Raw genomic sequence first — 22,605 nt, 5'->3', positions numbered from 1 at the left:
GCACCGCTAAAAGACATCTATGCACATTCTCGTCACCGGCGGCGCCGGCTACATCGGCTCCCATACCTGCGTGGCCCTGGCGGAAGCGGGCCACCGGGTTAGTGTGCTCGACAATTTCACCAACAGTTCCCCCCGGGTGATGGAGCGGCTTGCCTTATTGACTGGCACGGCGCCGCAGCTGATAGAAGGGGACGTGCGGGATCGTGTCGACCTCGACCGCCTGTTCGCGGCGGATTCAGTGGATGCAGTCATCCACTTCGCCGGGCTGAAGGCGGTTGGGGAGTCGGTGGCTGATCCCCTGGCCTACTACGACAACAACGTCGCCGGGACCTTGACCTTGTTGGGGGCCATGGCCCGGGCTCAGGTCAAGACCCTGGTCTTTTCCTCTTCGGCAACGGTGTATGGGGATCCTGCGACGGTGCCGATCCGCGAGGATTTTCCCCTGGCGGCGACCAATCCGTATGGGCGCACCAAGCTGATGGTGGAAGAGATTCTGGCGGATCTGTATCGTGCCGATCCCTCCTGGAAGCTAGCACGGCTGCGCTACTTCAATCCGGTGGGCGCCCATGCCAGCGGACTGATCGGCGAGGATCCCCGAGGTACGCCCAACAACCTTCTCCCGTTCATCGCCCAGGTGGCCGTTGGCCGTCGCGAGCGGCTGACGATCTTCGGCGACGATTACCCGACCCCGGATGGCACTGGGGTGCGGGATTACATCCATGTGATGGATCTGGCCGAAGGACATCTCGCAGCGCTCGATGCCCTGGCCCGCAGGCCCACCAGTGAGGGCATGATCACCGTCAACCTGGGCACCGGTCATGGTGTTTCCGTGCTGGGGATGGTGCGGGCCTTTGAGGCCGCTTCCGGCCGGTCGATCCCATTCCAGGTGGCCTCCCGGCGGCCCGGCGATGTGGCCAGTTGCTATGCCGATCCATCCCGGGCCCAAGCCTTGCTGGGCTGGCACGCCCGGCGTGGCTTGGCTGAAATGTGCCAGGATGCCTGGCGCTGGCAGTCGATGAACCCCATGGGGTTCGGCGAGTAGTCCATGAGGTGCGACCTGCGGAGGAGCATGCGGTGATTCTGGTGACGGGCGGGGCCGGCTTCATTGGCGCCAATTTTGTGCTCGACTGGCTGGCCGAGATCGGCGAGCCGGTGGTCAACCTCGACAAGCTGACCTATGCCGGTAACCGGGAGAATCTGGCTCGCTTGGCTGATGACCGTCGCCATTGCTTCGTCCAGGGCGATATCGGTGATGCTGCCTTGCTCGACACCCTGCTCGCTACGCATCGTCCCCGGGCCATCATCAACTTTGCTGCCGAATCCCACGTGGATCGTTCGATTCGCGGGCCTGAAGCCTTCATCCAGACCAACATCGTCGGCACCTTCCGCCTGCTCGATGCCGTCCGGGATTACTGGTCGGGGCTGGAGGGGACGGAGCGGGGCGCTTTCCGTTTTCTGCACGTGTCCACCGACGAGGTCTATGGCTCCCTAGCCCCGGAGGCCCCGGCCTTCACTGAACAGCACCGTTTCGAACCGAATAGCCCCTATTCAGCCTCCAAGGCTGCGTCCGACCACCTGGTGCGGGCCTATCACCATACCTACGGGTTGCCGGTACTGACGACCAACTGCTCGAACAACTATGGTCCCTACCAGTTTCCGGAAAAGCTGATTCCCCTGGTGATTACCAACGCCCTGGCCGGCAAGCCCCTGCCGATTTACGGCGACGGCCAGCAGGTGCGTGACTGGCTATATGTCGAGGATCACTGCCGGGCGATCCGGCGGGTGCTGGAAGCGGGATGCCCGGGGGAAACCTACAACGTTGGCGGATGGAGCGAACGCACCAACCTGGATATCGTGCAACAGCTCTGCACGCTGCTGGATGAGCTGCGGCCGCGTCCGGATGGCCGCTCCTACCAAGAGCAGCTGACCTTCGTCGCTGATCGCCCCGGCCACGACCGACGCTACGCCATCGATGCGACCCGGATCGCGACGGAGCTTGGATGGCGTCCCGCCGAAACCCTGGCGAGCGGCCTGCGCAAGACGGTTGAATGGTATCTGGCCAATCCGGACTGGGTCGCCCATGTCCAAAGCGGTGCTTACCGTCATTGGGTTCGCGAACACTATGAAGCATCCGCGTCTGGCGGCGGCGAAGGCCGGTACTGATGGGGGGGCTGCCCAAGATCCTGCTCTTCGGCAAGAATGGCCAGGTCGGCTGGGAGCTGCAGCGTGCCCTGGCGCCGCTCGGACCGGTCGTGGCCCTGGATCGCCACGGTAGCGAGGGGCTGTGTGGCGACTTGGCCGATTTGGACGGTATTGCCACCACGATCCGGGCAGTGGCTCCCAGTGTGATCGTCAATGCCGCGGCCTATACCGAGGTGGATCAGGCCCAGGCCGAGCCCGAACTGGCCCGGCGCATCAACTGCGACGCGGTGGCCGTACTGGCCCGGGAGGCCCAGGCACTGGGCGCCTGGCTGGTCTCCTATTCGACCGACTACGTTTTCGACGGTAGCGGCCAGCAGCCGTGGCGGGAGGAGGATGTTCCGCACCCCCTGTCGGTCTATGGGCAGACCAAGCGTGACGGCGAACTGGCCATACAGGCCGTTGGTGGCCAGCACCTGATCTTTCGCACCAGCTGGGTGTACGGTGCCAGAGGACGCAACTTTGCCAAGACCATCCTGCGTCTGGCCGCCGAACGGGATGCGCTGCAGGTCGTGGCGGATCAGTTCGGGGCGCCCACCGGAGCCGATCTGTTGGCCGACGTCACCGCCCACGCCCTGCGCCTGGTTCGGCTGCGCCCTGAACTGGTCGGGCTCTATCATTTGGCGGCGGCCGGCGAAACGTCCTGGCACGGCTACGCCCGCCATGTAGTGGAAGCCGCCCGGGCCGCGGGGCGCCCCCTGCGTCTGGCAGAGGCGGCGATTGTTCCCATACCGGCGACGGCCTACCCCTTACCCGCCCCTCGGCCCGCTAATTCGCGTCTGGATACGTCCCGCTTGCGTGCCGCTTTTGGCGTCCACCTGCCGCCTTGGCAGGAAGGCGTTGACCGGCTGCTGGGCGAGCTTTTCGAGGAGCGTTTGTGAGTCTTGCCATGCCTGCACCCAAGCCGCGCCGCGGCATCATCCTGGCCGGAGGCTCAGGAACCCGCCTCTATCCGGCGACCTTGGCGATGTCCAAACAGCTGCTGCCGATCTTCGACAAGCCGATGATCTACTATCCCCTCACTACCCTGATGCTGGCGGGGATACGGGACATCCTGATCATCTCCACCCCCCAGGACACGCCGCGCTTTAGTCAGTTGCTCGGCGACGGCTCGCGTTGGGGGATCAATCTGCAATATGCGGTACAGCCGGCGCCGGAGGGATTGGCCCAGGCCTTCCTGATCGGCGAGGCGTTCCTGGCTGGCGGTCCCTGTGCCTTGGTGTTGGGCGACAACATTTTTTACGGCCATGACTTTGCGTCCATTCTCCAAACAGCTAGTGCCCGCGGCGACGGTGCCAGCATCTTCGCCTACGCGGTGCAGGACCCGGAGCGCTACGGTGTGGTCGAGTTCGACGCAGGGGGGCGGGCCCTCTCTCTGGAGGAAAAACCGGCAGCCCCCAAGTCCCGCTACGCGGTGACGGGTCTGTACTTCTACGATGCGGCGGTGGTGGATGTCGCCAAGGGTATCCGGCCGTCGGTCCGGGGGGAGTTGGAAATCACCGACGTCAACCGCCACTACCTGGAACAAGGTCGGTTGACCGTGGACATCATGGGACGGGGCTACGCCTGGCTCGATACGGGTACCCACGAATCGATGCTGGAAGCCAGCCAGTTCATCGAAACCATCGAGCGCCGCCAGGGGCTCAAGGTTGCGGTGCCCGAGGAAATCGCCTGGCGGCTCGGCTGGATCGATGATGCCGCACTGTCCGCCTTGGCCGTGCCGTTGGCCAAGAGCGGATATGGTCGCTATCTCTGTAGTTTGCTCACTGACCGGGTGTTGGGGTGAAGGTCAGTAGCACAACCCTGTCGGGGGTTCTGCTGCTGGAGCCTGAAGTTTATGGCGACAGCCGCGGCTTCTTCTTCGAGAGCTTCAACGAGCGCCGCTTCGCCGTCGAGGCCGGCATTGTTGCCCACTTCGTTCAGGATAATCATTCCCGCTCGGGGCGGCATATCCTGCGCGGGCTGCACTACCAGGTGGGGAATCCCCAAGGCAAGCTGATCCGGGTGGTGCGTGGCGCAATTTTCGACGTAGCGGTGGATCTGCGCCGTTCTTCACCCACCTTCGGTCACTGGGACGGGGTGCGGCTCGACGCCGAACACCATCAACAACTCTGGGTTCCACCCGGGCTCGCTCACGGCTTTCTGGTACTCTCGGACGAAGCCGACGTGCTGTACAAGACCACCGACTACTGGTCGCCGCAGAACGAACGCTGCATTCGCTGGGACGACCCGCAGCTGGCCATTGCCTGGCCCCTGGAGGGTGCTCCCGTCCTGTCGGACAAGGACCGCGCCGGCCAGGCCTTTGCCGACGCGGAACTGTTCCCCTGATCCTGCCCGGTGCCGCCACGGCGGCCCGGGGATACGCTTCTACTGATTTCTGTTATGGCCACCTACGCCATCGGCGACATCCAGGGCTGCTTTTCCGCCCTGCAATGCCTGCTTGAACGCTGCCACTTCGATCCTGCCCGCGACCGCCTGTGGTTTGTCGGCGACCTGGTCAACCGCGGCCCCCAATCCCTGGAAACCCTGCGTTTTGTTCGGGATCTGGGCGATGCAGCGGTGACCGTGCTCGGTAACCACGACCTCTACCTGTTGATGGTAGCGGCCCAAGCCGTGCCTAAGCGTGGCCGCGACGATACCCTGGACCCGGTGCTGCAGGCGCCGGATCGGGATGAACTGCTCGACTGGCTGCGCCAGCAGCCCCTCTGTCATCGGGAAGGGGCCTACTGCGTGGTGCACGCCGGCCTGCTGCCGGCCTGGTCGGCCGATCAGGCGCGGGCCCTGGCCCGCGAGGTTGAAACGGAACTGGCCGGCGCCGGCTGGCAGCACTTTCTCCAGACCCTGTGGGGTGATGAGCCGGCCGCCTGGCAGGATAGGTTGGCGGGCACGGCCCGGCACCGGGTGATCGTCAATGCCATGACCCGGATGCGCTTCTGCTCGCCGGAAGGGGAAATGGAGTTCCGCTCCAAAGGCGAACTGAGCGATGCCCCCTCCGGCTATCTGCCCTGGTTCGATGTGCCCGGGCGACGCAGCCTAGACGGCGAGACGGTCCTGGTCACCGGTCACTGGTCGGCCCTCGGTCTTTACCTGCGCCCCGATCTGTTGGCTCTCGACTCGGGCTGCTTGTGGGGGGGGGCGCTGACCGCCCTGCGCCTGGACGATCGCCAGGTCTTTCAGGTCGAGTGCGGCGAAGGCGGCTGTATCGCCCGCTAGGCCCCAACATCCCGGTGCGGCAGACATCGCCGCCACCGGGCTCAGTAGAGGAAGCGGCCGTGCAGGTCGTCCAGGTTGAGTTCCGCCAGGATCTGTTCGAGCCGCTCCCGGGCGTTGCGCCGTGGCGCGCCGGTATGCCGGGCGATGATCAGCTCGTTTTTCATCGAATGCTCCCAGCCCACCAGTTCGGTCACCGTCACTTGGTAGCCGTGGGCTTCCAGTTGCAGGCAGCGCAGGGCGTTGGTCAGCTGGCTGCCGAATTCCCGGGTGTGGATGGGATGGCGCCAGAGTTCCGAGAGCGGCGTCTTGGCGAAGGATTCGTTCTTGTGTTGGCGCAGCACGCTGGCCACTTCCGCCTGGCAGCAGGGCACCAGCACCAGGAAGCGGGCCTGTTTGGCCAGGCCGAAGCGGATCGCGTCATCGGTGGCGGTGTCGCAGGCGTGCAGCGCCGTCACCACGTCCACCTGGGCCGGCAGCAGGGGGGAATCGATCGACTGCTCCACCGTCAGGTCATGGAAGGCCATGCGGGCAAAGCCGAGGCGCTCGGCCAGTTCCCGGGACTTGGCCACCAGTTCGGCCCGGGTCTCGATGCCGACAATGTGCCCCAGCTCCCGGGACTTGAAGAATAGGTCGTAGAGGATGAAGCCCAGGTAGGACTTGCCGGCGCCGTGATCCACCAGGGTGAAGTCCCGGGGCGCATCCGTGCCGGCCGGGGCGGTCAGCACCTCGTCGAGCAGGGGCTCGATGAAGTGGTAAAGGTGATAGACCTGCTTCAGCTTGCGCCGGGTGTCCTGATTGAGCTTGCCGTCCCGGGTCAGGATATGCAGCTCCTTGAGCAGCTCGATGGACTGGCCGGGCTTGATCTCGGGGATGGGCGGCGGCGAGGCGGGAGTGGGGCGGCGGGCAGTAGTCACGGTGGGGCGGAGAAAACGTTCAGGGCCCGCATTCTACGCCCCCGGTAGAATGGCGCCTTTGCACGGTAGCCCCGCGGGGCGATCCCTTCCCTTTCTTGCCCGGACGACCATGACCGATCCCCTCTTCGATACCCCCCTCACCGACCGCCTGCAGCTGGCCCTGAGCGCCCGCGCCGACCTGATCGAGCGCCTGCACGCCGAGGGGACCGACGCCTACCGGGTCTTCCATGGCAGCGTCGAGGGCGTGCCCGGCCTGACCGTGGACCGCTACGGCGACCTGCTGCTGGTGCAGACCTTTCACACCAGCCTGGCCGATGCGCAACTGGCCGAGCTGGAAGCCTTCTACGCCACCGCCCTGCCCGGGCTGGAGGTGGTGTACAACGACCGCAGCCGGGGCAATTCGCGCATCGCCAACCGGCTCGACCCGGCCCGCCTGGCCGTCGCCGAAACACCCCGGGAAGCCCACGAACTGGGCATCACCTACCGCATCCAGGGGCGCCACGAGGGCCAGGACCCCTGGCTGTTCCTCGACCTGCGCGCCGGCCGGCGCCGGGTGATGCAGGAGGCCCCGGGCAAGTCGGTGCTCAACCTGTTCGCCTACACCGGCGGGGTCGGCCTGGCCGCCGCCAAGGCCGGGGCGCGCTTCGTGGTGAACGTGGATTTCGCCGAGTCGAGCCTCAAGATCGGCAAGGAAAACGCCAAACTCAACGAGCTGGCCACCCGGCCGCGCATGATCAAGAGCGACGTCTTCGCCGCCACTCGCCAGCTGTCCGGCATCGGCCAGCCCGAGGTGGTGCGCGGCAAGCGCCTGCCGCCCTTTCCCAAGCTCGAACCCCAGACCTTCGATCTGGTCTTTCTCGACCCGCCGCGCTATGCCAAGAGCCCCTTCGGCGTGGTGGATCTGGTGCACGACTACGCCGCCATCTTCAAGCCGGCCCTGCTGTGCACTGCCCCCGGTGGCACCCTGATCTGTTGCAACAACGTCGCCCAGGTGGACCGGGACGCCTGGCTCGACCAGCTGCAGCGCAGCGCGCGCAAGGCCGGCCGGGAAATCCGCGAGTTCGAGTGGATCGCCCCGGAAGCCGACTTCCCCAGCTACGACGGCCAGCCCCCGCTGAAGATGGTGCTGCTGCGGGTCTGAGCCAGCAGCGTCGTCGATCTTTCCTGAGGGCGTTGCCATGTCGGACGCCCAAAGCACACAGGCCCCGGAAACGGGGCCTGTGTGCTTTGGGCGCGATGGGAGGTCAGCCGGCGCGGCCGTTGCCCGCGTCCGGGCGCTCGTCGTCATCCTCCGCCGTGGTTTCCGCTTCCGCCACTGGCGCCGCGGCGATCATGGCGGCGCGGGATTCCGGGGTTTCCAGGCTGATGCGGCCGATGGCGCCGCTGCGGTAATCGGTGAGCAGGATCACCGCCGCCTTCTCCAGGTCCCAGTCGCCGCCGCCCTTGCCCATCTTGCGGCAGGCACGCTTGCGCGCCACCAGCTCGATCAGGCCGACGCCGTCCAATCCGGCCAGATCGGCGTCGGCGATCTTGTAGCGGGCCGCCACCAGGGCCGGGTAGCGCTCCAGCAGCAGGTCGCCGAGGAAGGTGGCCACTTCCTCGTCGATGTAGGCGTTGGTGCCCACGGCGTGGCTGGCGGCGAGCATCAGGCCGTCGCTGGCGTAGGGGATGCGCGGCCAGAGCATGCCCGGGGTGTCGGTGATGCTCATGCCGTTGCCCAGGTCGAGGCGCTGCTGCATCTTGGTCACCGCCGGCTGGTCGCCCACGGCCGCCACCTTGCGCTTCAACAGGGCGTTCATCAGGGTCGATTTGCCCACGTTGGGGATGCCCATGATCATCATGCGCAGGGGCTTGGTCGGGTCGTTGCGGTGGGGCGCCAGCTGCTGGCACAGGCCGGTGATGCGGGCCACGTCGGCGGGTTTCTTGGCCGACATGGCGAAGGCCTTGACCCCCTCCTGGGCGTTGAAATAGGCGATCCAGGCGCGGGTGGCCTCCGGATCGGCCAGATCCACCTTGTTGAGCAGCTTCAGGCAGGGCCGGTTCCGGAAGGTGCGCAGCTCGTGGATCATGGGATTGCTGCTGGCCTCGGGCAGGCGGGCGTCCACCACCTCGATGACGACGTCGATGTTGGCCATGGTCTCGGCGGCCTTCTTGCGTGCCGAGGTCATGTGGCCGGGGAACCACTGGATGGACATGAATATGGGCTATGAAATTTTCGGGATTTGCTTATTATCCCCCATCCCGCCCCGCGACCCGGTGCGCAACGCGTTCTGACCCTTTCGATCCTTGCTCCCTATGGCCCTGCAGAAGCCCACCCTCCCGCAGCAAAAGCTCTTCGCCAAGATCCGCATCGCCGGTGGCCTGTTCGCCACGGTGATCCTGGGCGGCTCGTGCATCTCGGCCCTGGCCAACGGCACCGCCTTCGACGGCCCCCTGGTGGTCCAGGCCATCGTCGCCGCCGGCGCCTTCACCTACACCAGCTACAACCTGCGCCAACTGGCCAAGCTCAACCAGCGCCAGGAATAAGCCCGCGCCGCCGGGGTGGCCGAGGCGCTGTCGCCCGGCGCCCGGCGTGATGGCTCAGGACAGCACCACCACGGTCTGCCGGCCCCACCATTCCTCCCCCGGGGCCACCGTCACCGGCTGGCGGGCCACCGCCGCCTCGACGCACAGGAAGCGGCGAAAATCCTTGGCCGCCAGGTCGGGGAAGCGCGCCTCGGCGCCCTCCCAGGGGTTCCACACCACCACGTCGCTAAAGCCCTCGGTGTTGATGCCCAGGGTGTGCTGCTCGTCGCGCAGCAGCAGGGGCCGGGCGCAGTCGTAGTAGATGCGGTCCACCTCCCGCTCCACGACCAGGCTGGGGGCCGTCTCCCGGGTGGGGGCGGCATCCTTGAGCTTGTCCAGGTAGTCCAGGCCGTACAGGCCTTCCAGGGACACCTCTTCCACCTCGGCCACCTTCAGGTAGGTGTGCAGCGCGCCGGTGAAGGCGAAGGGCGCCTCCCCCGGGTTGGTCAGCGACAGCTCCAGGTCGAGGCGCTCGCCCTCGATCGCTACCGTCAGTTCGGCGCGGAAGGCGTGGGGCCACAGGGTCCGGCTGGCGGCGTCGTCGCCGCAGACCAGGGACACCAGGGTGCAGCCGTTGTGCTGGGATTGGTCGCTCACCTCCCAGCGGCGGGTGCGCAGCAGGCCGTGCTTGGGCAGCCCGCCCAGGTCGGCGAACTGGGGAAAGCACACCGGCACGCCGCCGCGGATCGGCTTGGATCCGTCGAAAACGGCCCGTTCGCTGACGAACAGCTGTTCCTTTTCCCCCGGCGGCACCCAGGACAGCAGCTGGCCGCCGAGCAGGGACACCACGGCGCTGGCGCCGTCGCCGGTGGTCAGGCGCAGGGCCGGGGTGCCGTGGAAATCGCAGGGGGTGACGGAGGGCAGGGGGGTCATGGCGAGGCTCGCTAGGGTTCGGCAAGGCGGTGGGGATGAGGAGAAATTCCGGCGGTGGCGCCGGATCGGGCTGCAGCGGGGCCGCCGCGCCGCTAGGGCGAAGTCCCGGTGGCCGCGGGTCTCGCTGCATCAGCGCAACGAAGCGGCGCCGATGCGGCCCAATACCAGGCAGGCACGGAAAACACGGCACGACCGGCTGGCAGCGGCCGGGCAGGCCCGGCACACAGCGCCGGACCGGCAGTGTACCGCCGTCGCGGTATCCTAGTTGCCTGATAACGAGATTCCGGCCATGACCCCTCCCGCTGACCACCTCACCGCCGCCCCGACGTCCGGGACGCCCTACGCCGATCTGAGCCCGGACCTGATCCTGGACGCCCTGGAGTCGGTGGGGCTGGTGCCCGACGGGCGGCTGCTCGCCCTCAACAGCTACGAGAACCGGGTCTACCAGGTGGGCATCGACAACGAAGGCGAGCCCCTCGGCGCCGCACCCTTGATCGCCAAGTTCTACCGGCCGCGGCGCTGGAGCGACGCCGCCATCCTTGAGGAGCACGCCTTCGCCAGGGAACTGGCCGCCCGGGAAATCCCGGTGGTGGCGCCCCTGGAATTGAACGGCACCACTCTGCACCACCACGCCGGCCACCGTTTTGCCCTGTTTCCCCGGCGCGGCGGGCGGGCGCCGGAACTGGGCGATCCGGCCACCCTGGAATGGATCGGCCGCTTTCTCGGCCGCATCCACGCCGTCGGCCAGGTGGCCGACTACCAGCACCGGCCGGCCCTGGATATCGGCAGCTTCGGCTACGACTCCCGGGACTGGCTGCTCGACCACGATTTTGTCCCCCTCGAACTGCGCAGCGCCTGGCACGGCGCCGCCGACGCCGCTTTGGACGCGGTGGCGCAAGCCTTCGAGCGGGCCGGCGAGGTGCGCCGGCTGCGCCTCCACGGCGACTGCCACGGCGGCAACATCCTGTGGGTCGAGGAAGGCGACGCGCCGGGCCCCCATTTTGTGGACTTCGACGACAGCCGCATGGGCCCGGCGGTGCAGGACCTGTGGATGCTGCTCTCCGGCGACCGCCAGGAAATGTCGCGGCAACTGGCCGACGTGCTGGCCGGCTACGAGGACTTCTGCGACTTCGACCCGCGCGAGCTGCGCCTGGTGGAAGCCCTGCGCACCCTGCGCCTGCTCCACTACAGCGCCTGGCTGGCGCGGCGCTGGGACGACCCGGCCTTTCCCGCCGCCTTCCCCTGGTTCAACACCGCCCACTATTGGCAGGCCCGGGTCGGCGAATTGCAGCAGCAGGTGCTGGCCATGGCCGAACCGGCCCTGTGGGGGGCGTAACGGCGGATGAGGTACCGGGGGGCGGCGTTTTCAGGGAACCACATCCTTGCCTTGCCCGGTGGTTCGCTGTTCAGCGTTGCTTGCACCTGGCACCGTCGCAATCGGAAGCGCCGGGTTTCGCCTGACGGCGAGCCACTTTCTGTCCGGCTACAGAAAGTAGCCAAAGAACGCCGTGCCCGCTTCCCAGCCCCCAGCAAAAAGCGCTGGGGGTGCCCTGCGCTACTCGCCCGGGACGGGGGCTGCGGAACTCGGCCTGCGGCCTCAAACAGTCCTCGCCCTTTTTCCGTCCCGGCCTGCGTTGCTCGGCGGGGCAGAAGGGCACAGGGGGGCGCACGATTTGTGAGGTACTGCCTTACGCTGGCTTACTCCGCGTTGAAAGCGGTCTGGTAACGCAGCGATATAGCGCCAATTTTCATGGAGAGTGGCTGAAGACCCGCGCCAGAGCTTGTTCTTAACGATTGTGCCTTCAAGATCGTTTATTGACGCGGGGTTCGGCGATGCCTGTCTGAAGATCGTTTATTGGCGCGGTGTTTGGCGAGGTATGTTTTCTGCGACCTGGGGTTGTGGGTGGCGGCGCAGCCGTTTCGCTCCCCCCTCCTCCCAGGCTATAGCCCCCGTCCTGACCTCTGCCGCGCCCTGGGGCGCACTTCATTCTCCTCCTTCCGCCAGCCCTTCCCGTTGCCGCCACTGCCGGGCGAAGTCCAGGGCGTCGGCGAAGAAAGCGCGAAAATCCGCCGCGAACCCGTCATAGTCGTCGAGCAGTTCAATGCCGCCGCCGGCCAGGGGCGTCGGCCGGGAAAAGCGCCGCGCCGCCATGCGGTCCAGGGCCAGGGCGATGGTGGCTGCCTCGGCGTAGGAACCGAGCCAGTCGTGGGCCGCCATCAGCGGCGCCACCTCGGCCAGCCGGGGCGGCAGCAGGGCGGCATGGTCGGCGAACAGGGCGTAGGTGGCGGTGCAGTAAGTGGCCAGATCCACCACCGGCCGATCCCGCTCCGGGGCGGCGCGATCCGCGACGGATGTGGCGGCGGCCTGTGCGCAGCCCCGCTTGGTTGGCGCGCCGATGCCCGCCGTCCCGCTGTCCACTGTCCCGATGCCGTGGTCCGGGCTTGCCGCTACGCCGGTCTCGGCTGACGCGGGTGGTGGGGCGAGCACTGCGCCAGGTGTGGCGGCCAGGCTCACGTTGCCGGAAAAGGCGGCAAACCCGGGGGCCGCCGGCCACGCCGCCCAGCCCCGGGCGAGAAAGTGGTCGTAGAACAGGTCCACCATGATCCCCGCCACCCGGCGCCGTTCCGGGCTGACCCGGGCGCGGCTGGCGCGAAAGGCCGGGTGGGTTTCGGCGTAGGCGTCGATGGCCCGGTGCAGGCGTAGCCCCTGGGTAAGCCGCTCGGGCAGGTGGGCCGGGGCGGGGCTGAGGGGGCCTTTGACGAAATCGCCCATCAGCCCGCCCAGGCGCAGCAGCGGATCGGGGCCGGCGAGGACGGCGTGGGCAAGGTAGTTCATGGCGGCGGCAGACGGGGGCGGAGCAGGGGGCGCGGCAGGTGGCAAAAGGAACGGACTGGGCCGCGGCAGAGCGGCGCAGATCGGCACGGGCGGGGCGGAAACTGCGGGGTGCGGCCGACCCTGACAGGTCAGGCCCGGCGGCGGCCGGAAGGTTCGCGGCGGATGGCCGCCGCGCGCGAGCGCCTCGTGGCCGGCCCGGGGGTGGGGTGTGCCCCCGTCACGCCTGGCTGCGGGCCATGCACTGCTGGTAGCGGCCGTCCACCCGGCGGGCGAACCACTCGGTGGTCAGCTTGCGCTGGATCTTCGGGCTCTTCAGGTCGATATGAGGCAGCACCTCCCGGGGCAGGGGGCGTCCGTCCTGTTCGGCCAGGGCGAAGACGCGCTGGTAGAGCGGCGTCTGGGCGAAGGCGGCGGTCTTTTCCAGGGCCAGGTCCCGGTCGATGGCGGCGGCGTTGAAACCGAGGCGCCGGGCCTGGGCCACCAAGGCGCTGCGGGTGGCGCTGGGGTCGGCCGACGGTTGGCCCTTCTCATAGCGCAGCAGGTCGCCGTCCAGATCCAGGGGCTTGCCGGCGAGCCGGGCCACGGCGGCCTGGAAAGCAGCGTTGCGGCTGGAGTAGCGCCCGGCGTTGAAGTCGGCGAAGCGGTACAGGGCCTGGGGGTAGGCGGTCGGGTAGTCGAGCAGGATGGCCATGCCGAAATACACCCCGCCGCGCCGGGTGAACACCTCGCGGCGCACGTCCATGCCGAAACGGCCGTAGGGGTAGGGCTTCTCGCGCACCTGGGCCTTGGCGAACTCGACGCTGACCTGCATCGGCCCGCCCGTGCGCACCGGGTTGTAGTCGGCGAGCAGGGTCCGGCCGGCCGGCAGCTCGGCGATCATGTCGGAAAACAGCTCGTTCATCTGCCGCTCGGTCTTGAGGGCGTCGATGCGCGCCTTGTAGCTGCGCCCGTCCGGCGAGGTCTTGGCCAGGGCCGCGCTCAGCACCAGTTTGGGAATGCCGTAGCGGCTGCGCCGGGCCTCGATCTCCTTCCAGGCGATCTTGTTCAGGCCGGGTACCTGGGGGTCGCCCTGAAAGCCCGATTCCTGCTCGATCACCGCCAGGGTGGCGCAGATGTTGGCCGGGCTGGGGGGCAGGCGCAGGGCCACCAAGGCGGTGGCGATGTCGCCGGCCCAGCCGTTCCGGTCGGCAAGGCCGGCCGGCAGCAGGCGCAGCACCTGGGCCCGGGCTTCCCGCTCCAGGGGCGCCGTATCCACCGGTGCCACCGGTGCCGCCGGTGCCGCCGGTGCCGCCGGTGCCGCCGGTGCCGACGGCGCGGCGGCGGGGGAGGGCGGCAGGGGTTTGGCGCTCACCGCGGGCGGCGGCAGGATCGGCGTGATGCTGGCGCCGCTGGGGGCGGTGATCGGCGTGGGGGCGGGCGGCGGCGACGGGGGGCTGGGCGCGGTCGTGGCACGGCCCGGCGTCACCACCGGTGCCGGCGGTGCAACGGCACAGGCGGCCAGGCCGAGGGCCAGGGCGGCCGGCACGGCCAGGCGGCGGAAAGCAGGGACAGGGCGCGTCGTGGCGGACGCAGGGCCCCGAGGCCGGGGCAGGGCCGCGGAGCGGCCGGCAAGGCAGGAAAACACGGTGGCGATCATGGCGGTGCCCGAAGGCAGAGGGCGGAAGTTTACTCCTCCGCGCGCCGTCGGGGCGGCCGGGATGATGGGGCAAAAGTCCGGGAGCGAAGGGCTGCCGGGCCGGTGGCCGGGCGTGGGGGTCGGGTGATGAGGGCCGAGGACCGAGGGCCTAGGGGCGCGGGAGGCTGCCGCCCGGGGGGGGCTGAAACTCCGCGCCGCTAGGGCCTCTCAGGGCAGGGGGGCTGGAGAGCCGCGCCAGATCTCGATCTCCGCCATGCCATGCTGGAGATCCTTGCCGGGTGCGGGGTTGGGGCGGTGTCAGTCTGCGGTGGGTTGGCGCCGCCTGGTCCGGGCCGGCTTGGCCGGCGCCGCCGGGCGCGCCGCCGGCGTTTGGCCCGTGCTCGCGCCGCCCTGGTCCGGCCCCTGGTTGAGCAGCAGGATGGTGTCGATCAGGGCCTGGGTGAAGCTGGGCAGGGCGGCGCCCTGGCGGGTCAGCACGTAGCGCTCGCGCAGGGCCCAGGGTTCGTCCAGTTCCTTGAGCACCAGCTTCATCGTCTTGCTGTGGCGGATGCCCGCCGATTCGGGCACCACGCCGACGCCCACGCCGGCTTCGACCATGCGGCACAGGGATTCGAAGTTGCTGACCTGGACGCGGATGTGCAGCTGTCGTTTGACGTCGCGCATCAGCTGGTTGAGGAAGGTCTGCAGGGTGCTGCCTTCGTGCAGGCCGATAAAGTCGTCTTCCAGGGTGTCCACAAAATGCACCCGGCGCGCCCCGGCCAGTCGGTGGCCCACCGGCACCGCCAGCACCAGCCGGTCGGTGGAGAAATGGTGCTTTTCCAGACCCGGATCGTCGATCGGGCCGGAAACGATGCCCAGGTCGGTGGTGCCGTCGAGCACGCCGCGGATGATTTCGGCGGTGAGCCGTTCCTGCAGGTCCACGTCCACCTGGGGGTGGTTCTTGAGGAAGGTGGCCAGCACTTCGGGCATGAATTCGGTGACCGCGGTGGTGTTGGCGAATACCCGGATGTGGCCGGTGACGCCTTCGCCGAAGCGTTGCAGGTCGCCCTTCAGGTACTCGATCTGGGCGAGCAGGATGCGGGCGTGCTGGAGCAGGCTCTGGCCGGCCGGCGTGAGGGCCACGCCCCGGGGCGCCCGGTAGAGCAGGCGCACCCCGGCCTCGGTTTCCAGGTCCTTGATGCGGGCGCTGGTGGCGGGCAACGACAGGTGGCTGCGCTCGGCGCCCTTGGTCAGGCTCTTGCTCTCGGCGACGTGAATGAACAGGCGCAGGTCGGTCAGGTCGAAGTGCATGGCGGATCGGGAAAAAGAGGGGGCGGCGGGGCGTTGCGGCGGCGCCGTGTTGCACTGCGATTCGTCAACGCAGAAGGCAGGCTATCGAAATCGCGAATTGTCCCGGCTGGGGAGCGCGGCCATGATGCCCTCCACGCCGCGCCCCGCCAAGGGGCCTGAGGAGGAAAGATGAGCAATTCCGCAGCCGCAAGCCCGACTACCGCGAACCTGGCCGACTGGATCGGCCGCAGCGAAACCCGCGAGGATCGCATCGATCCGCGCCAGGTGATCGCCCTGGCCGCTACCCTGGACTGGGCCGCGCCCCCCGAGCGCGAACTGCCGCCCCTGTGGCACTGGGTCTATTTCACCCCCGCCGCCCGCCAGTCCGAACTGGGCGTGGACGGCCACCCGCGCCGCGGCGCCGCCGGCGGCATTCTGCCCCCGGTGGAGCTGCCCAACCGCATGTGGGCCGGCGGCCGCCTGACCTTCCACCAGCCCCTCGTCGTCGGCGAGGCCGTCACCCGCGTCTCCCGCCTAATCCGCGCCGAGCGCAAGAGCGGCAAGGCCGGCGACCTGGTGTTCGTCACCGTGCATCACGCCATTTCCGGCGCCAACGGCCTGGCGGTGGAAGAAGAGCACGACATCGTCTACCGCAACCCGGCCCCCAAGGGCACGCCCCCGGGCGGTGAGGTGGCCCCGGCCGCCGCCCCCGGCCAGTTCCGCCAGCTGTGCAAACCCGACAGCGTGCTGCTGTTCCGCTATTCGGCCCTGACCTTCAACGGCCACCGCATCCACTACGACTACCCCTACGTCACCCAGGAAGAGGGCTACCCCGGCCTGGTGGTGCACGGCCCCCTGACGGCCACCCTGCTGTTGCAGGGCTTCTTGCAGGCCAACCCGGGCAAGCGCGTCACCGGTTTTGCCTTCCGCGCCGTGGGTCCGATCTACGACAACCAGACCTTCGACGTCTGCGGCGAGATCACCGGCCCGGGCCAGGCCAAACTGTGGACCGACTGCGCCGGCCGGCTGACGATGAAGGCCGACGTGACGTTTGCCGAGTAAGCAACGACTTGCTGGCCAGAACGACGAATAACGACGCATAACAACACATAACGACGCCCCCAACCCCAACAGATTCCGACCGCCCCGAGGCGGCAGCCGACATGACCGAAATGAGTGCCCCGATGACCCCCTTCCTCAACTTCAACCTCAACGAAACCCATCTGGAAATCCGCGAAGCGGTGCGCGACCTGTGCAGCCACTACCCGGATGAGTACTGGCGCAAGGTGGACGAGGCCCGCGGCTTCCCCGAGGAATTCGTCAACGCCCTGACCGAGGCCGGCTGGCTGGCCGCCATGATCCCCGAGGAATACGGCGGCTCCGGCCTGGGCCTGACCGAGGCTTCGGTGGTGCTCGAAGAGGTGAACCGCTGCGGCGGCAACTCGGGCACGGTGCACGGCCAGATGTACAACATGGGTACTTTGCTGCGCCATGGTTCCGACGCCCAGAAAAAGATGCTGCTGCCCAAGATCGCCAGCGGCGAGCTGCGCCTCCAGTCCATGGGCGTGACCGAGCCCACCACCGGCACCGACACCACCCAGCTGAAGACCACCGCCGTCAAGAAGGGCGACCGCTACGTGGTGAACGGGCAGAAGGTGTGGATCAGCCGCATCCAGCACTCCGACTACATGATCCTCTTGGCCCGCACCACGCCCCGGGAGCAGTGCGCCAAGAAGACCGAAGGCATGTCGATCTTCCTCGTCGATCTGCGCGAGGCCATCGGCCACGGCCTGACCGTGCGCCCCATCCTCAACATGGTGAATCACGAAACCAACGAGCTGTTCTTCGACAACCTGGAAATCCCCGAGGAAAACCTGATCGGCGAAGAGGGCAAGGGCTTCAAGTACATCCTCGACGGCCTCAACGCCGAGCGCACCCTGATCGCCGCCGAGTGCATCGGTGACGGCTACTGGTTCGTGGACCGGGCGGTGAAGTACGCCAACGAGCGGGTGGTGTTCGGCCGCCCCATCGGCAAGAACCAGGGCGTCCAGTTCCCCCTGGCCGAGGCCCACATGGAGATCGAGGCCGCCAACCTGATGCGCTACCGGGCCTGCGCCCAGTTCGACGCCGGCCTGGCCTGCGGCCCCGCCGCCAACATGGCCAAGCACCTGGCCGCCAAGGCCTCCTGGGAGGCGGCCAACGCCTGCCTGCAGACCCACGGCGGCTTCGGCTTCGCCTGCGAATACGACATCGAGCGCAAGTTCCGCGAGACCCGCCTGTACCAGGTGGCGCCGATCTCCACCAACCTGATCCTGTCCTACGTGGCCGAGCATCTGCTGGGTCTGCCCCGCTCGTTCTGACGGCTTTGCCCTCGAAGTGATGACTGCGTTGCTTTGCCTTGCCGTGCTAGCGCACTGTCTGCGGCTTCACGCCTTGTCCTCGCTCCGAGTGCAAACCCGTATGCCGCGCCCCTAATATCCCGAGGACACGCCATGACCGCTCCCCGCGCCTACACGCAAGAACTGGCCGAATTCGTCGCCGGCCTGCGCTACGACCAGCTGCCTCCGGCGGTGGTTGCCCGCACCGAGGAACTGTTCCTCGACTGGGCCGCCTCGGCCCTAGCCGCCAAGGGCCTGCACCCGATTCCCCAGTTCGAAGGGTTCGCCCGGGCCATGGGGCCGGCTTCCGGGCCGGCCGAGATTCTGGTCAGCCGTACACGCAGCTCGGCCTTCTTCGCCGCCTGGGTGAATGCCGCCTCGTCCCACCTGGTGGAGCAGGACGACCTGCACAACAGCTCGGTGCTGCACCCGGCCACCGTGGTCTTTCCCGCCGCCCTGGCGGCGGCCCAGGACCTGGGCAAGAGCGGCGCCGAGCTGATCGCCGCCTCGGTGGCCGGCTACGAGGCCGGCATCCGCATCGGCGAGTTCCTCGGTCGCTCCCACTACAAGATCTTCCACACCACCGCCACCGTCGGCACCCTGGCCGCCGCTGTGGCCGTGGGCCGGCTGCTCGACCTGACTCCGGCCCAGATGGTGAACGCCCTGGGTTCTGCCGGCACTCAGGCCGCCGGCCTGTGGGAGTTCCTGCGCGACGCCGCTGATTCCAAGCAGCTGCACACCGCCCACGCCGCCGCCAACGGCCTGGCCGCCGCCTATCTGGCCAAGTCCGGCGTCACCGGCGCCCAGCGCATTCTCGAAGGCGCCCAGGGCCTGGCCGCCGGCATGTCCTCGGACGCCGATCCGGCCCGCCTGGTGGATCGCCTGGGCAGCCGTTGGGCCCTGCTGGAGACCTCGTTCAAGTTCCACTCGTCGTGCCGCCACACCCACCCGGCCGCCGACGCCCTGCTCGACCTGATGCAGCGCGAGGGGCTGGCCGCCAGCGACATCGCCGCGGTCATCGCCCGGGTGCACCAGGGTGCCATCGACGTGCTCGGCGCGGTGGACGTGCCGGTGACGGTGCACCAGGCCAAGTTCTCCATGGGTACCGTGCTCGGCCTGATCGCCGTTTATGGCAAGGCCGGCCTGGAGGAATTCCGCGACCACGCTCTTAGCGATCCCCGGGTCGCCGCGTTCCGCGCCAAGGTGCGCATGGCGCTGGATCCGGAAGTGGATGGCGCCTATCCGCGCCGCTGGCTGGGCAGGGTCGAGGTGACCACGCTGGACGGCCGCACCCTGCGCGGCGCCCTGGACGAGCCCAAGGGCGACCCGGGTAATCCGCTGTCCCGTGCCGAGCTGGAAGACAAGGCCCGCCGCCTGGCGCGCTTCTCCGGCGCCGCCAGCGAGGCCGAGGCCAGCGCCCTGATCGCCCGGGTATGGAGCCTGCACGAGGCCTCTTCCGTCGCTTCCCTGTTCTGATACCGCTTCACCGTATTTCTGGATTGACCATGACCGCCGCAACCAACCTGCCCCTCGAGGGTGTCACCGTCGTCTCCCTGGAGCACGCCATCGCCGCGCCCCTGGCCACCCGCCACCTGGCCGACCAGGGCGCCCGGGTGATCAAGATCGAGCGTCCCGGCGTGGGCGACTTCGCCCGGGCCTACGACCGCCGCGTCGATGGCCTGGCCTCCCACTTCGTCTGGGTGAACCGCTCCAAGGAAAGCCTCTGCCTCGACCTCAAGCAGCCCGAGGCCCGGGACATCCTGGAAGCCATCCTGGCCAAGGCCGACGTGCTGGTGCAGAACCTGGCGCCGGGCGCCGCTGCCCGCCTGGGGCTGTCCTATGACGCCCTGTCGCCCAAGTACCCGGGCCTGATCGTCTGCGACATTTCCGGCTACGGCGATGGCGGTCCGTACACCGAGAAGAAGGCCTACGACCTGCTGATCCAGAGCGAGGGCGGCTTCCTGTCGGTGACCGGCACCCCTGAAGAAGAAGTGAAATCCGGCATCTCGGTGGCCGACATCGCCGCCGGCATGTACGCCTATTCGGGCATCCTTGCCGCCCTGCTGGAGCGGGCCCGCACCGGCCGGGGGCGGCGCGTCGAGGTGGCGATGATCGACACCATGATGGAGTGGATGAGCTTTCCTCTCTATTACGCCTACAAGGGCCAGCAGCCGCCGCGCCGCTCCGGCGCCGCCCACGCCACCATCTACCCCTACGGCCCGTTCAAGGCCGGCGATGGCCGCACCGTCATGCTCGGCCTGCAGAACGAGCGCGAGTGGGCCACCTTCTGCGACAAGGTGCTGGAGCGCCCCGAGTTGAAGGCCGATCCGCGCTTCGTGGACAACGCCGCCCGCACCGCCCACCGCACCGAGTTGCACGACCTGATCGTGGCCGAGTTCGCCGCCAGCAGCGCCGAGGCGGTGATCGCCAAGCTCGACGCGGCGGACATCGCCAACGCCCACGTCAACACCATGGCCGACCTGTGGGAGCACCCCCAGCTCAAGGCCCGGGGCCGCTGGACCACGGTGGACTCGCCGGTGGGCCCGCTGCCCGCCCTCTACCCCCCGGGCACCGGCCCGGACCGCCCGGCGCGCATGGACCCGATCCCCGCCCTGGGGGCCCACACCGACGCCATTCTGGCCGAGCTGGGCTTTGCCGAGCGGGCCGCCGACCTGCATGCCAAAGGAGTGGTGTGATGACTGCCAACCAAACTTCCCAACCCCAGTTGAAGACGCCCCTGGCCGATGCCCGCACCTTCCTGTTCGTGCCCGCCTCGCGCCCCGAGCGCATTGCCAAGGCCATGGCCAGCGGCACCGACGTGGTGATCGTGGACCTGGAGGATGCGGTGGCCCCCGCCGACAAGGATGGGGCCCGGAGTCAACTCACCGCCTGGCTCGACGCCAACCCCACCGCCGCCGTGGTGGTGCGTATCAACGGCACTGGCACGCCCTGGCTGGAAGCGGACCTGGACGCCTGCCGCCACCCTGGGGTGGCGGGCCTGCTGCTGCCCAAGGCAGAGACCGCCGATGCGGTGACCTACTGCCACTGCGCCTGCGGCAAGCCGGTGCTGCCCATCGTCGAGACGGGGCGGGGCATGGATGCCCTGGCCGAGATCGCCGCCGCACCGGGCTGCGTTCGCCTGGTGTTCGGCAAGCTCGACCTGGCGGTGGACCTGAACTTGACCCCGGACGAGAGTGACCGGGAAGAGCTGGTCTTCCTGCCCTACCGGGCCATGATCGCCCTGGCCAGCCGCCGCGCGGGCCTGCCCTTGCCGGTGGATGGCGTGTTCACCGCCATCGGCGACGGCGAGGCCCTGTCCTACTACGCCAATCGGGCGCGCAACCACGGCTACGGCGCCCTGCTGCTGATCCACCCCAACCAGGTCGGTCCGGTCACCGCCGCCTTTACGCCGAGCGAGGAGGACGTGGCCTGGGCCAAGGCGGTGGTTGCCGCGGCGGCGGCCGCCGGCGGCGGTGCCGCGGTGGTGGATGGCCGCATGATCGACGCCCCGGTGATCGCCCGGGCCGAGCGCCTGCTTGCCGCTGCCGCCCTGAGATCCTGATTTCGCCGTACCTGCAGTACCCAGTTGTTCCTGCCTCAACCCCAACCCAAGCCTAAAACAACCGTGATTCAACGGAGGAGACCATGAAAATGCTGACATCCATTCGCAAGACCATTCTCACCCTCGCCCTGGCGGCGGCGCTGCCCGGCGTTGCCCTGGCTCAGACCGCTGCCAATCCGATCGTCATCAAGTTCAGCCACGTGGTGGCACCCGACACCCCCAAGGGCAAGGGCGCCGAGCGCTTCAAGCAACTGGCCGAGGAGCGCACCGGTGGCCGGGTCAAGGTCGAGGTCTATCCCAACAGCCAGCTGTACAAGGACAAGGAAGAGGTGGAGGCCCTGCAACTCGGCTCGGTGCAGATGCTCGCCCCCTCCCTGTCCAAGTTCGGCCCCCTGGGCGTGAAGGAATTCGAGGTTTTCGACCTGCCCTTCATCTTCCCCAGCGCCGCGGTGCTCGACCGGGTGACCAACGGCCCGGTGGGCGCGGCCATGCTCAAGAAGCTCGAGCCCAAGGGCATCGTCGGCCTGGCCTACTGGGACAACGGCTTCAAGGAGATGAGCGCCAACCGCCCGCTGCGTGACGTGAAGGACTTCAAGGGCCTGAAGATGCGCATCCAGTCCTCGAAAATCCTTGAGGCCCAGATGCGCGCCCTGGGCGCTCTGCCCCAGGTGATGGCCTTCTCCGAGGTGTATCAGGCCCTGCAGACCGGCGTGGTGGACGGCACCGAGAACACCCCGTCCAACTACTGGACCCAGAAGACCCACGAGGTGCAGAAGGACATGACCGTGTCCAACCACGGCTACATCGGTTACGCCGTGATCACCAACAAGAAGTTCTGGGACGGCCTGCCCGCCGACATCCGCACCATCCTCGAAGGGGCGATGAAGGATGCCACCAAGTACACCAACGCCATCGCCCAGCAGGAGAACGACGAAGCCCTGCGCAAGATCCAGGCGTCCGGCAAGGTCAAGGTGATCACCCTCACCGACAAGGAGCGCGAAGCCTGGCGCCAGGCCCTGCTGCCGGTGCACAAGGAGATGGCCGGCCGCGTCGGCAAGGACACCATCGAGGCGATCTACAAGGAATCCGCCGCCCTCGGCTTCAAACAGTAATTTCCTCCGGTAGAACGGTGTGGTGCCGGCGCCGCCGATGGGGAAACC

At 68.2% G+C, this 22,605-nt stretch carries 21 protein-coding genes; 15 read left to right on the top strand and 6 right to left on the bottom strand.

Annotated elements, in window-relative coordinates; all coding sequences use genetic code 11:
* Positions 1 to 19 precede the first annotated feature (19 nt).
* From galE to OTERR_RS14305, 6 genes are read left to right on the top strand one after another with little or no spacing between them, the layout of a single operon-like run.
* Positions 20 to 1,042: a UDP-glucose 4-epimerase GalE gene (gene galE, locus OTERR_RS14330; RefSeq protein WP_149426166.1), complete on the top strand. Its 1,023-nt coding sequence runs from the start codon at positions 20 to 22 to the stop codon at positions 1,040 to 1,042.
* 32 nt (positions 1,043 to 1,074) lie between these two features.
* Positions 1,075 to 2,163, top strand: a complete 1,089-nt coding sequence (gene rfbB, locus OTERR_RS14325; protein WP_149426165.1) for a dTDP-glucose 4,6-dehydratase — start codon at positions 1,075 to 1,077, stop codon at positions 2,161 to 2,163.
* Positions 2,163 to 3,080, top strand: a complete 918-nt coding sequence (gene rfbD, locus OTERR_RS14320) for a dTDP-4-dehydrorhamnose reductase (protein WP_149426164.1) — start codon at positions 2,163 to 2,165, stop codon at positions 3,078 to 3,080. Before rfbB ends, rfbD begins: the two co-directional genes overlap by 1 nt.
* 8 nt (positions 3,081 to 3,088) lie before the next feature.
* Complete coding sequence (rfbA, locus tag OTERR_RS14315) at positions 3,089 to 3,985, top strand: glucose-1-phosphate thymidylyltransferase RfbA (RefSeq protein WP_149426163.1); 897 nt, start codon at positions 3,089 to 3,091, stop codon at positions 3,983 to 3,985.
* Positions 3,982 to 4,527 carry a dTDP-4-dehydrorhamnose 3,5-epimerase gene (gene rfbC / locus OTERR_RS14310; RefSeq protein ID WP_149426162.1) on the top strand — a complete coding sequence of 182 codons (546 nt, stop codon included), beginning with the start codon at positions 3,982 to 3,984 and terminating at the stop codon, positions 4,525 to 4,527. Before rfbA ends, rfbC begins: the two co-directional genes overlap by 4 nt.
* A 54-nt stretch (positions 4,528 to 4,581) precedes the next feature.
* Positions 4,582 to 5,412 carry a symmetrical bis(5'-nucleosyl)-tetraphosphatase gene (locus OTERR_RS14305; RefSeq protein ID WP_054620273.1) on the top strand — a complete coding sequence of 277 codons (831 nt, stop codon included), beginning with the start codon at positions 4,582 to 4,584 and terminating at the stop codon, positions 5,410 to 5,412.
* A gap of 41 nt (positions 5,413 to 5,453) precedes the next feature.
* On the opposite strand, the gene OTERR_RS14300 is transcribed toward OTERR_RS14305, so the two are convergent.
* The gene (locus tag OTERR_RS14300) at positions 5,454 to 6,326 is read right to left on the bottom strand and encodes a class I SAM-dependent methyltransferase (protein ID WP_187775251.1); all 873 of its coding nucleotides are present in this window, start codon (positions 6,324 to 6,326) and stop codon (positions 5,454 to 5,456) included.
* A gap of 109 nt (positions 6,327 to 6,435) precedes the next feature.
* Here OTERR_RS14300 and OTERR_RS14295 point away from each other — a divergent pair, with 109 nt between their 5' ends.
* Positions 6,436 to 7,467, top strand: coding sequence for a class I SAM-dependent rRNA methyltransferase (locus OTERR_RS14295; RefSeq protein WP_149426161.1), 1,032 nt, complete (start codon positions 6,436 to 6,438; stop codon positions 7,465 to 7,467).
* Between the two features lie 103 nt (positions 7,468 to 7,570).
* Here OTERR_RS14295 and ylqF read toward each other — a convergent pair whose 3' ends face one another.
* Positions 7,571 to 8,521, bottom strand: a complete 951-nt coding sequence (ylqF, locus tag OTERR_RS14290; RefSeq protein ID WP_149426160.1) for a ribosome biogenesis GTPase YlqF — start codon at positions 8,519 to 8,521, stop codon at positions 7,571 to 7,573.
* Positions 8,522 to 8,621: 100 nt separating this feature from the next.
* Between ylqF and OTERR_RS14285 the strand changes: the two genes are divergently transcribed.
* Positions 8,622 to 8,852: a hypothetical protein gene (locus OTERR_RS14285; protein ID WP_054619581.1), complete on the top strand. Its 231-nt coding sequence runs from the start codon at positions 8,622 to 8,624 to the stop codon at positions 8,850 to 8,852.
* Positions 8,853 to 8,906: 54 nt separating this feature from the next.
* On the opposite strand, the gene OTERR_RS14280 is transcribed toward OTERR_RS14285, so the two are convergent.
* Positions 8,907 to 9,764 (bottom strand): D-hexose-6-phosphate mutarotase, encoded by an 858-nt coding sequence (locus tag OTERR_RS14280; protein WP_149426159.1) that lies wholly within the window; start codon positions 9,762 to 9,764, stop codon positions 8,907 to 8,909.
* A 289-nt stretch (positions 9,765 to 10,053) separates the two neighbouring features.
* Between OTERR_RS14280 and OTERR_RS14275 the strand changes: the two genes are divergently transcribed.
* On the top strand, positions 10,054 to 11,100 hold the full coding sequence (locus OTERR_RS14275) for a serine/threonine protein kinase (protein WP_149426158.1): 1,047 nt from the start codon (positions 10,054 to 10,056) through the stop codon (positions 11,098 to 11,100).
* 648 nt (positions 11,101 to 11,748) lie between these two features.
* Here the strand turns inward: OTERR_RS14275 and OTERR_RS16760 are convergent.
* From OTERR_RS16760 to OTERR_RS14260, 3 genes are all read right to left on the bottom strand, one after another.
* Positions 11,749 to 12,600, bottom strand: a complete 852-nt coding sequence (locus OTERR_RS16760; protein ID WP_425466017.1) for an acyl carrier protein phosphodiesterase — start codon at positions 12,598 to 12,600, stop codon at positions 11,749 to 11,751.
* A 217-nt stretch (positions 12,601 to 12,817) separates the two neighbouring features.
* Entirely contained in the window at positions 12,818 to 14,236 is a 1,419-nt protein-coding gene (locus tag OTERR_RS14265; protein ID WP_149426157.1) for a DUF1615 domain-containing protein, read from the bottom strand.
* A gap of 297 nt (positions 14,237 to 14,533) precedes the next feature.
* Positions 14,534 to 15,526 (bottom strand): LysR family transcriptional regulator, encoded by a 993-nt coding sequence (locus tag OTERR_RS14260; protein WP_149426156.1) that lies wholly within the window; start codon positions 15,524 to 15,526, stop codon positions 14,534 to 14,536.
* A 168-nt stretch (positions 15,527 to 15,694) separates the two neighbouring features.
* Here OTERR_RS14260 and OTERR_RS14255 point away from each other — a divergent pair, with 168 nt between their 5' ends.
* The 6 genes from OTERR_RS14255 to OTERR_RS14230 all read left to right on the top strand — a co-directional run bounded on the left by OTERR_RS14255 (position 15,695) and on the right by OTERR_RS14230 (position 22,557).
* Positions 15,695 to 16,567: an HTD2 family dehydratase gene (locus tag OTERR_RS14255; protein ID WP_149426155.1), complete on the top strand. Its 873-nt coding sequence runs from the start codon at positions 15,695 to 15,697 to the stop codon at positions 16,565 to 16,567.
* Positions 16,568 to 16,668: 101 nt separating this feature from the next.
* Entirely contained in the window at positions 16,669 to 17,865 is a 1,197-nt protein-coding gene (locus tag OTERR_RS14250; RefSeq protein WP_246154190.1) for an acyl-CoA dehydrogenase family protein, read from the top strand.
* 132 nt (positions 17,866 to 17,997) lie between these two features.
* Entirely contained in the window at positions 17,998 to 19,359 is a 1,362-nt protein-coding gene (locus OTERR_RS14245) for an MmgE/PrpD family protein (protein ID WP_149426154.1), read from the top strand.
* A gap of 29 nt (positions 19,360 to 19,388) precedes the next feature.
* A complete protein-coding gene (locus OTERR_RS14240; protein ID WP_054619575.1) occupies positions 19,389 to 20,579 on the top strand; it encodes a CaiB/BaiF CoA transferase family protein in 1,191 nt (396 codons plus the stop codon).
* Complete coding sequence (locus OTERR_RS14235) at positions 20,579 to 21,445, top strand: HpcH/HpaI aldolase/citrate lyase family protein (protein ID WP_149426153.1); 867 nt, start codon at positions 20,579 to 20,581, stop codon at positions 21,443 to 21,445. Before OTERR_RS14240 ends, OTERR_RS14235 begins: the two co-directional genes overlap by 1 nt.
* An 89-nt stretch (positions 21,446 to 21,534) precedes the next feature.
* Complete coding sequence (locus OTERR_RS14230; RefSeq protein WP_149426561.1) at positions 21,535 to 22,557, top strand: TRAP transporter substrate-binding protein; 1,023 nt, start codon at positions 21,535 to 21,537, stop codon at positions 22,555 to 22,557.
* Positions 22,558 to 22,605: the final 48 nt, after the last annotated feature.

The sequence above is a fragment of the Oryzomicrobium terrae genome (assembly GCF_008274805.1).
In the GTDB taxonomy this organism is placed as follows: domain Bacteria; phylum Pseudomonadota; class Gammaproteobacteria; order Burkholderiales; family Rhodocyclaceae; genus Oryzomicrobium; species Oryzomicrobium terrae.
Note: the sequence above shows the minus strand (reverse complement) of the source record. Positions and strands in the feature narration are given on the sequence as shown.

What these genes read in the sequence shown, in the direction of transcription:
- ylqF (WP_149426160.1), bottom strand. Translation starts at nt 8,521, where the DNA reads ATGTCCATCCAGTGGTTCCCCGGCCACATGACCTCGGCACGCAAGAAG.
- OTERR_RS14235 (WP_149426153.1), top strand. Translation starts at nt 20,579, where the DNA reads ATGACTGCCAACCAAACTTCCCAACCCCAGTTGAAGACGCCCCTGGCC.
- OTERR_RS14275 (WP_149426158.1), top strand. Translation starts at nt 10,054, where the DNA reads ATGACCCCTCCCGCTGACCACCTCACCGCCGCCCCGACGTCCGGGACG.
- OTERR_RS14280 (WP_149426159.1), bottom strand. Translation starts at nt 9,764, where the DNA reads ATGACCCCCCTGCCCTCCGTCACCCCCTGCGATTTCCACGGCACCCCG.
- OTERR_RS16760 (WP_425466017.1), bottom strand. Translation starts at nt 12,600, where the DNA reads ATGAACTACCTTGCCCACGCCGTCCTCGCCGGCCCCGATCCGCTGCTG.
- rfbD (WP_149426164.1), top strand. Translation starts at nt 2,163, where the DNA reads ATGGGGGGGCTGCCCAAGATCCTGCTCTTCGGCAAGAATGGCCAGGTC.
- OTERR_RS14265 (WP_149426157.1), bottom strand. Translation starts at nt 14,236, where the DNA reads ATGATCGCCACCGTGTTTTCCTGCCTTGCCGGCCGCTCCGCGGCCCTG.
- galE (WP_149426166.1), top strand. Translation starts at nt 20, where the DNA reads ATGCACATTCTCGTCACCGGCGGCGCCGGCTACATCGGCTCCCATACC.
- OTERR_RS14255 (WP_149426155.1), top strand. Translation starts at nt 15,695, where the DNA reads ATGAGCAATTCCGCAGCCGCAAGCCCGACTACCGCGAACCTGGCCGAC.
- OTERR_RS14240 (WP_054619575.1), top strand. Translation starts at nt 19,389, where the DNA reads ATGACCGCCGCAACCAACCTGCCCCTCGAGGGTGTCACCGTCGTCTCC.
- OTERR_RS14295 (WP_149426161.1), top strand. Translation starts at nt 6,436, where the DNA reads ATGACCGATCCCCTCTTCGATACCCCCCTCACCGACCGCCTGCAGCTG.
- OTERR_RS14305 (WP_054620273.1), top strand. Translation starts at nt 4,582, where the DNA reads ATGGCCACCTACGCCATCGGCGACATCCAGGGCTGCTTTTCCGCCCTG.
- OTERR_RS14260 (WP_149426156.1), bottom strand. Translation starts at nt 15,526, where the DNA reads ATGCACTTCGACCTGACCGACCTGCGCCTGTTCATTCACGTCGCCGAG.
- OTERR_RS14285 (WP_054619581.1), top strand. Translation starts at nt 8,622, where the DNA reads ATGGCCCTGCAGAAGCCCACCCTCCCGCAGCAAAAGCTCTTCGCCAAG.
- rfbA (WP_149426163.1), top strand. Translation starts at nt 3,089, where the DNA reads ATGCCTGCACCCAAGCCGCGCCGCGGCATCATCCTGGCCGGAGGCTCA.
- OTERR_RS14245 (WP_149426154.1), top strand. Translation starts at nt 17,998, where the DNA reads ATGACCGCTCCCCGCGCCTACACGCAAGAACTGGCCGAATTCGTCGCC.
- OTERR_RS14230 (WP_149426561.1), top strand. Translation starts at nt 21,535, where the DNA reads ATGCTGACATCCATTCGCAAGACCATTCTCACCCTCGCCCTGGCGGCG.
- OTERR_RS14250 (WP_246154190.1), top strand. Translation starts at nt 16,669, where the DNA reads ATGACCGAAATGAGTGCCCCGATGACCCCCTTCCTCAACTTCAACCTC.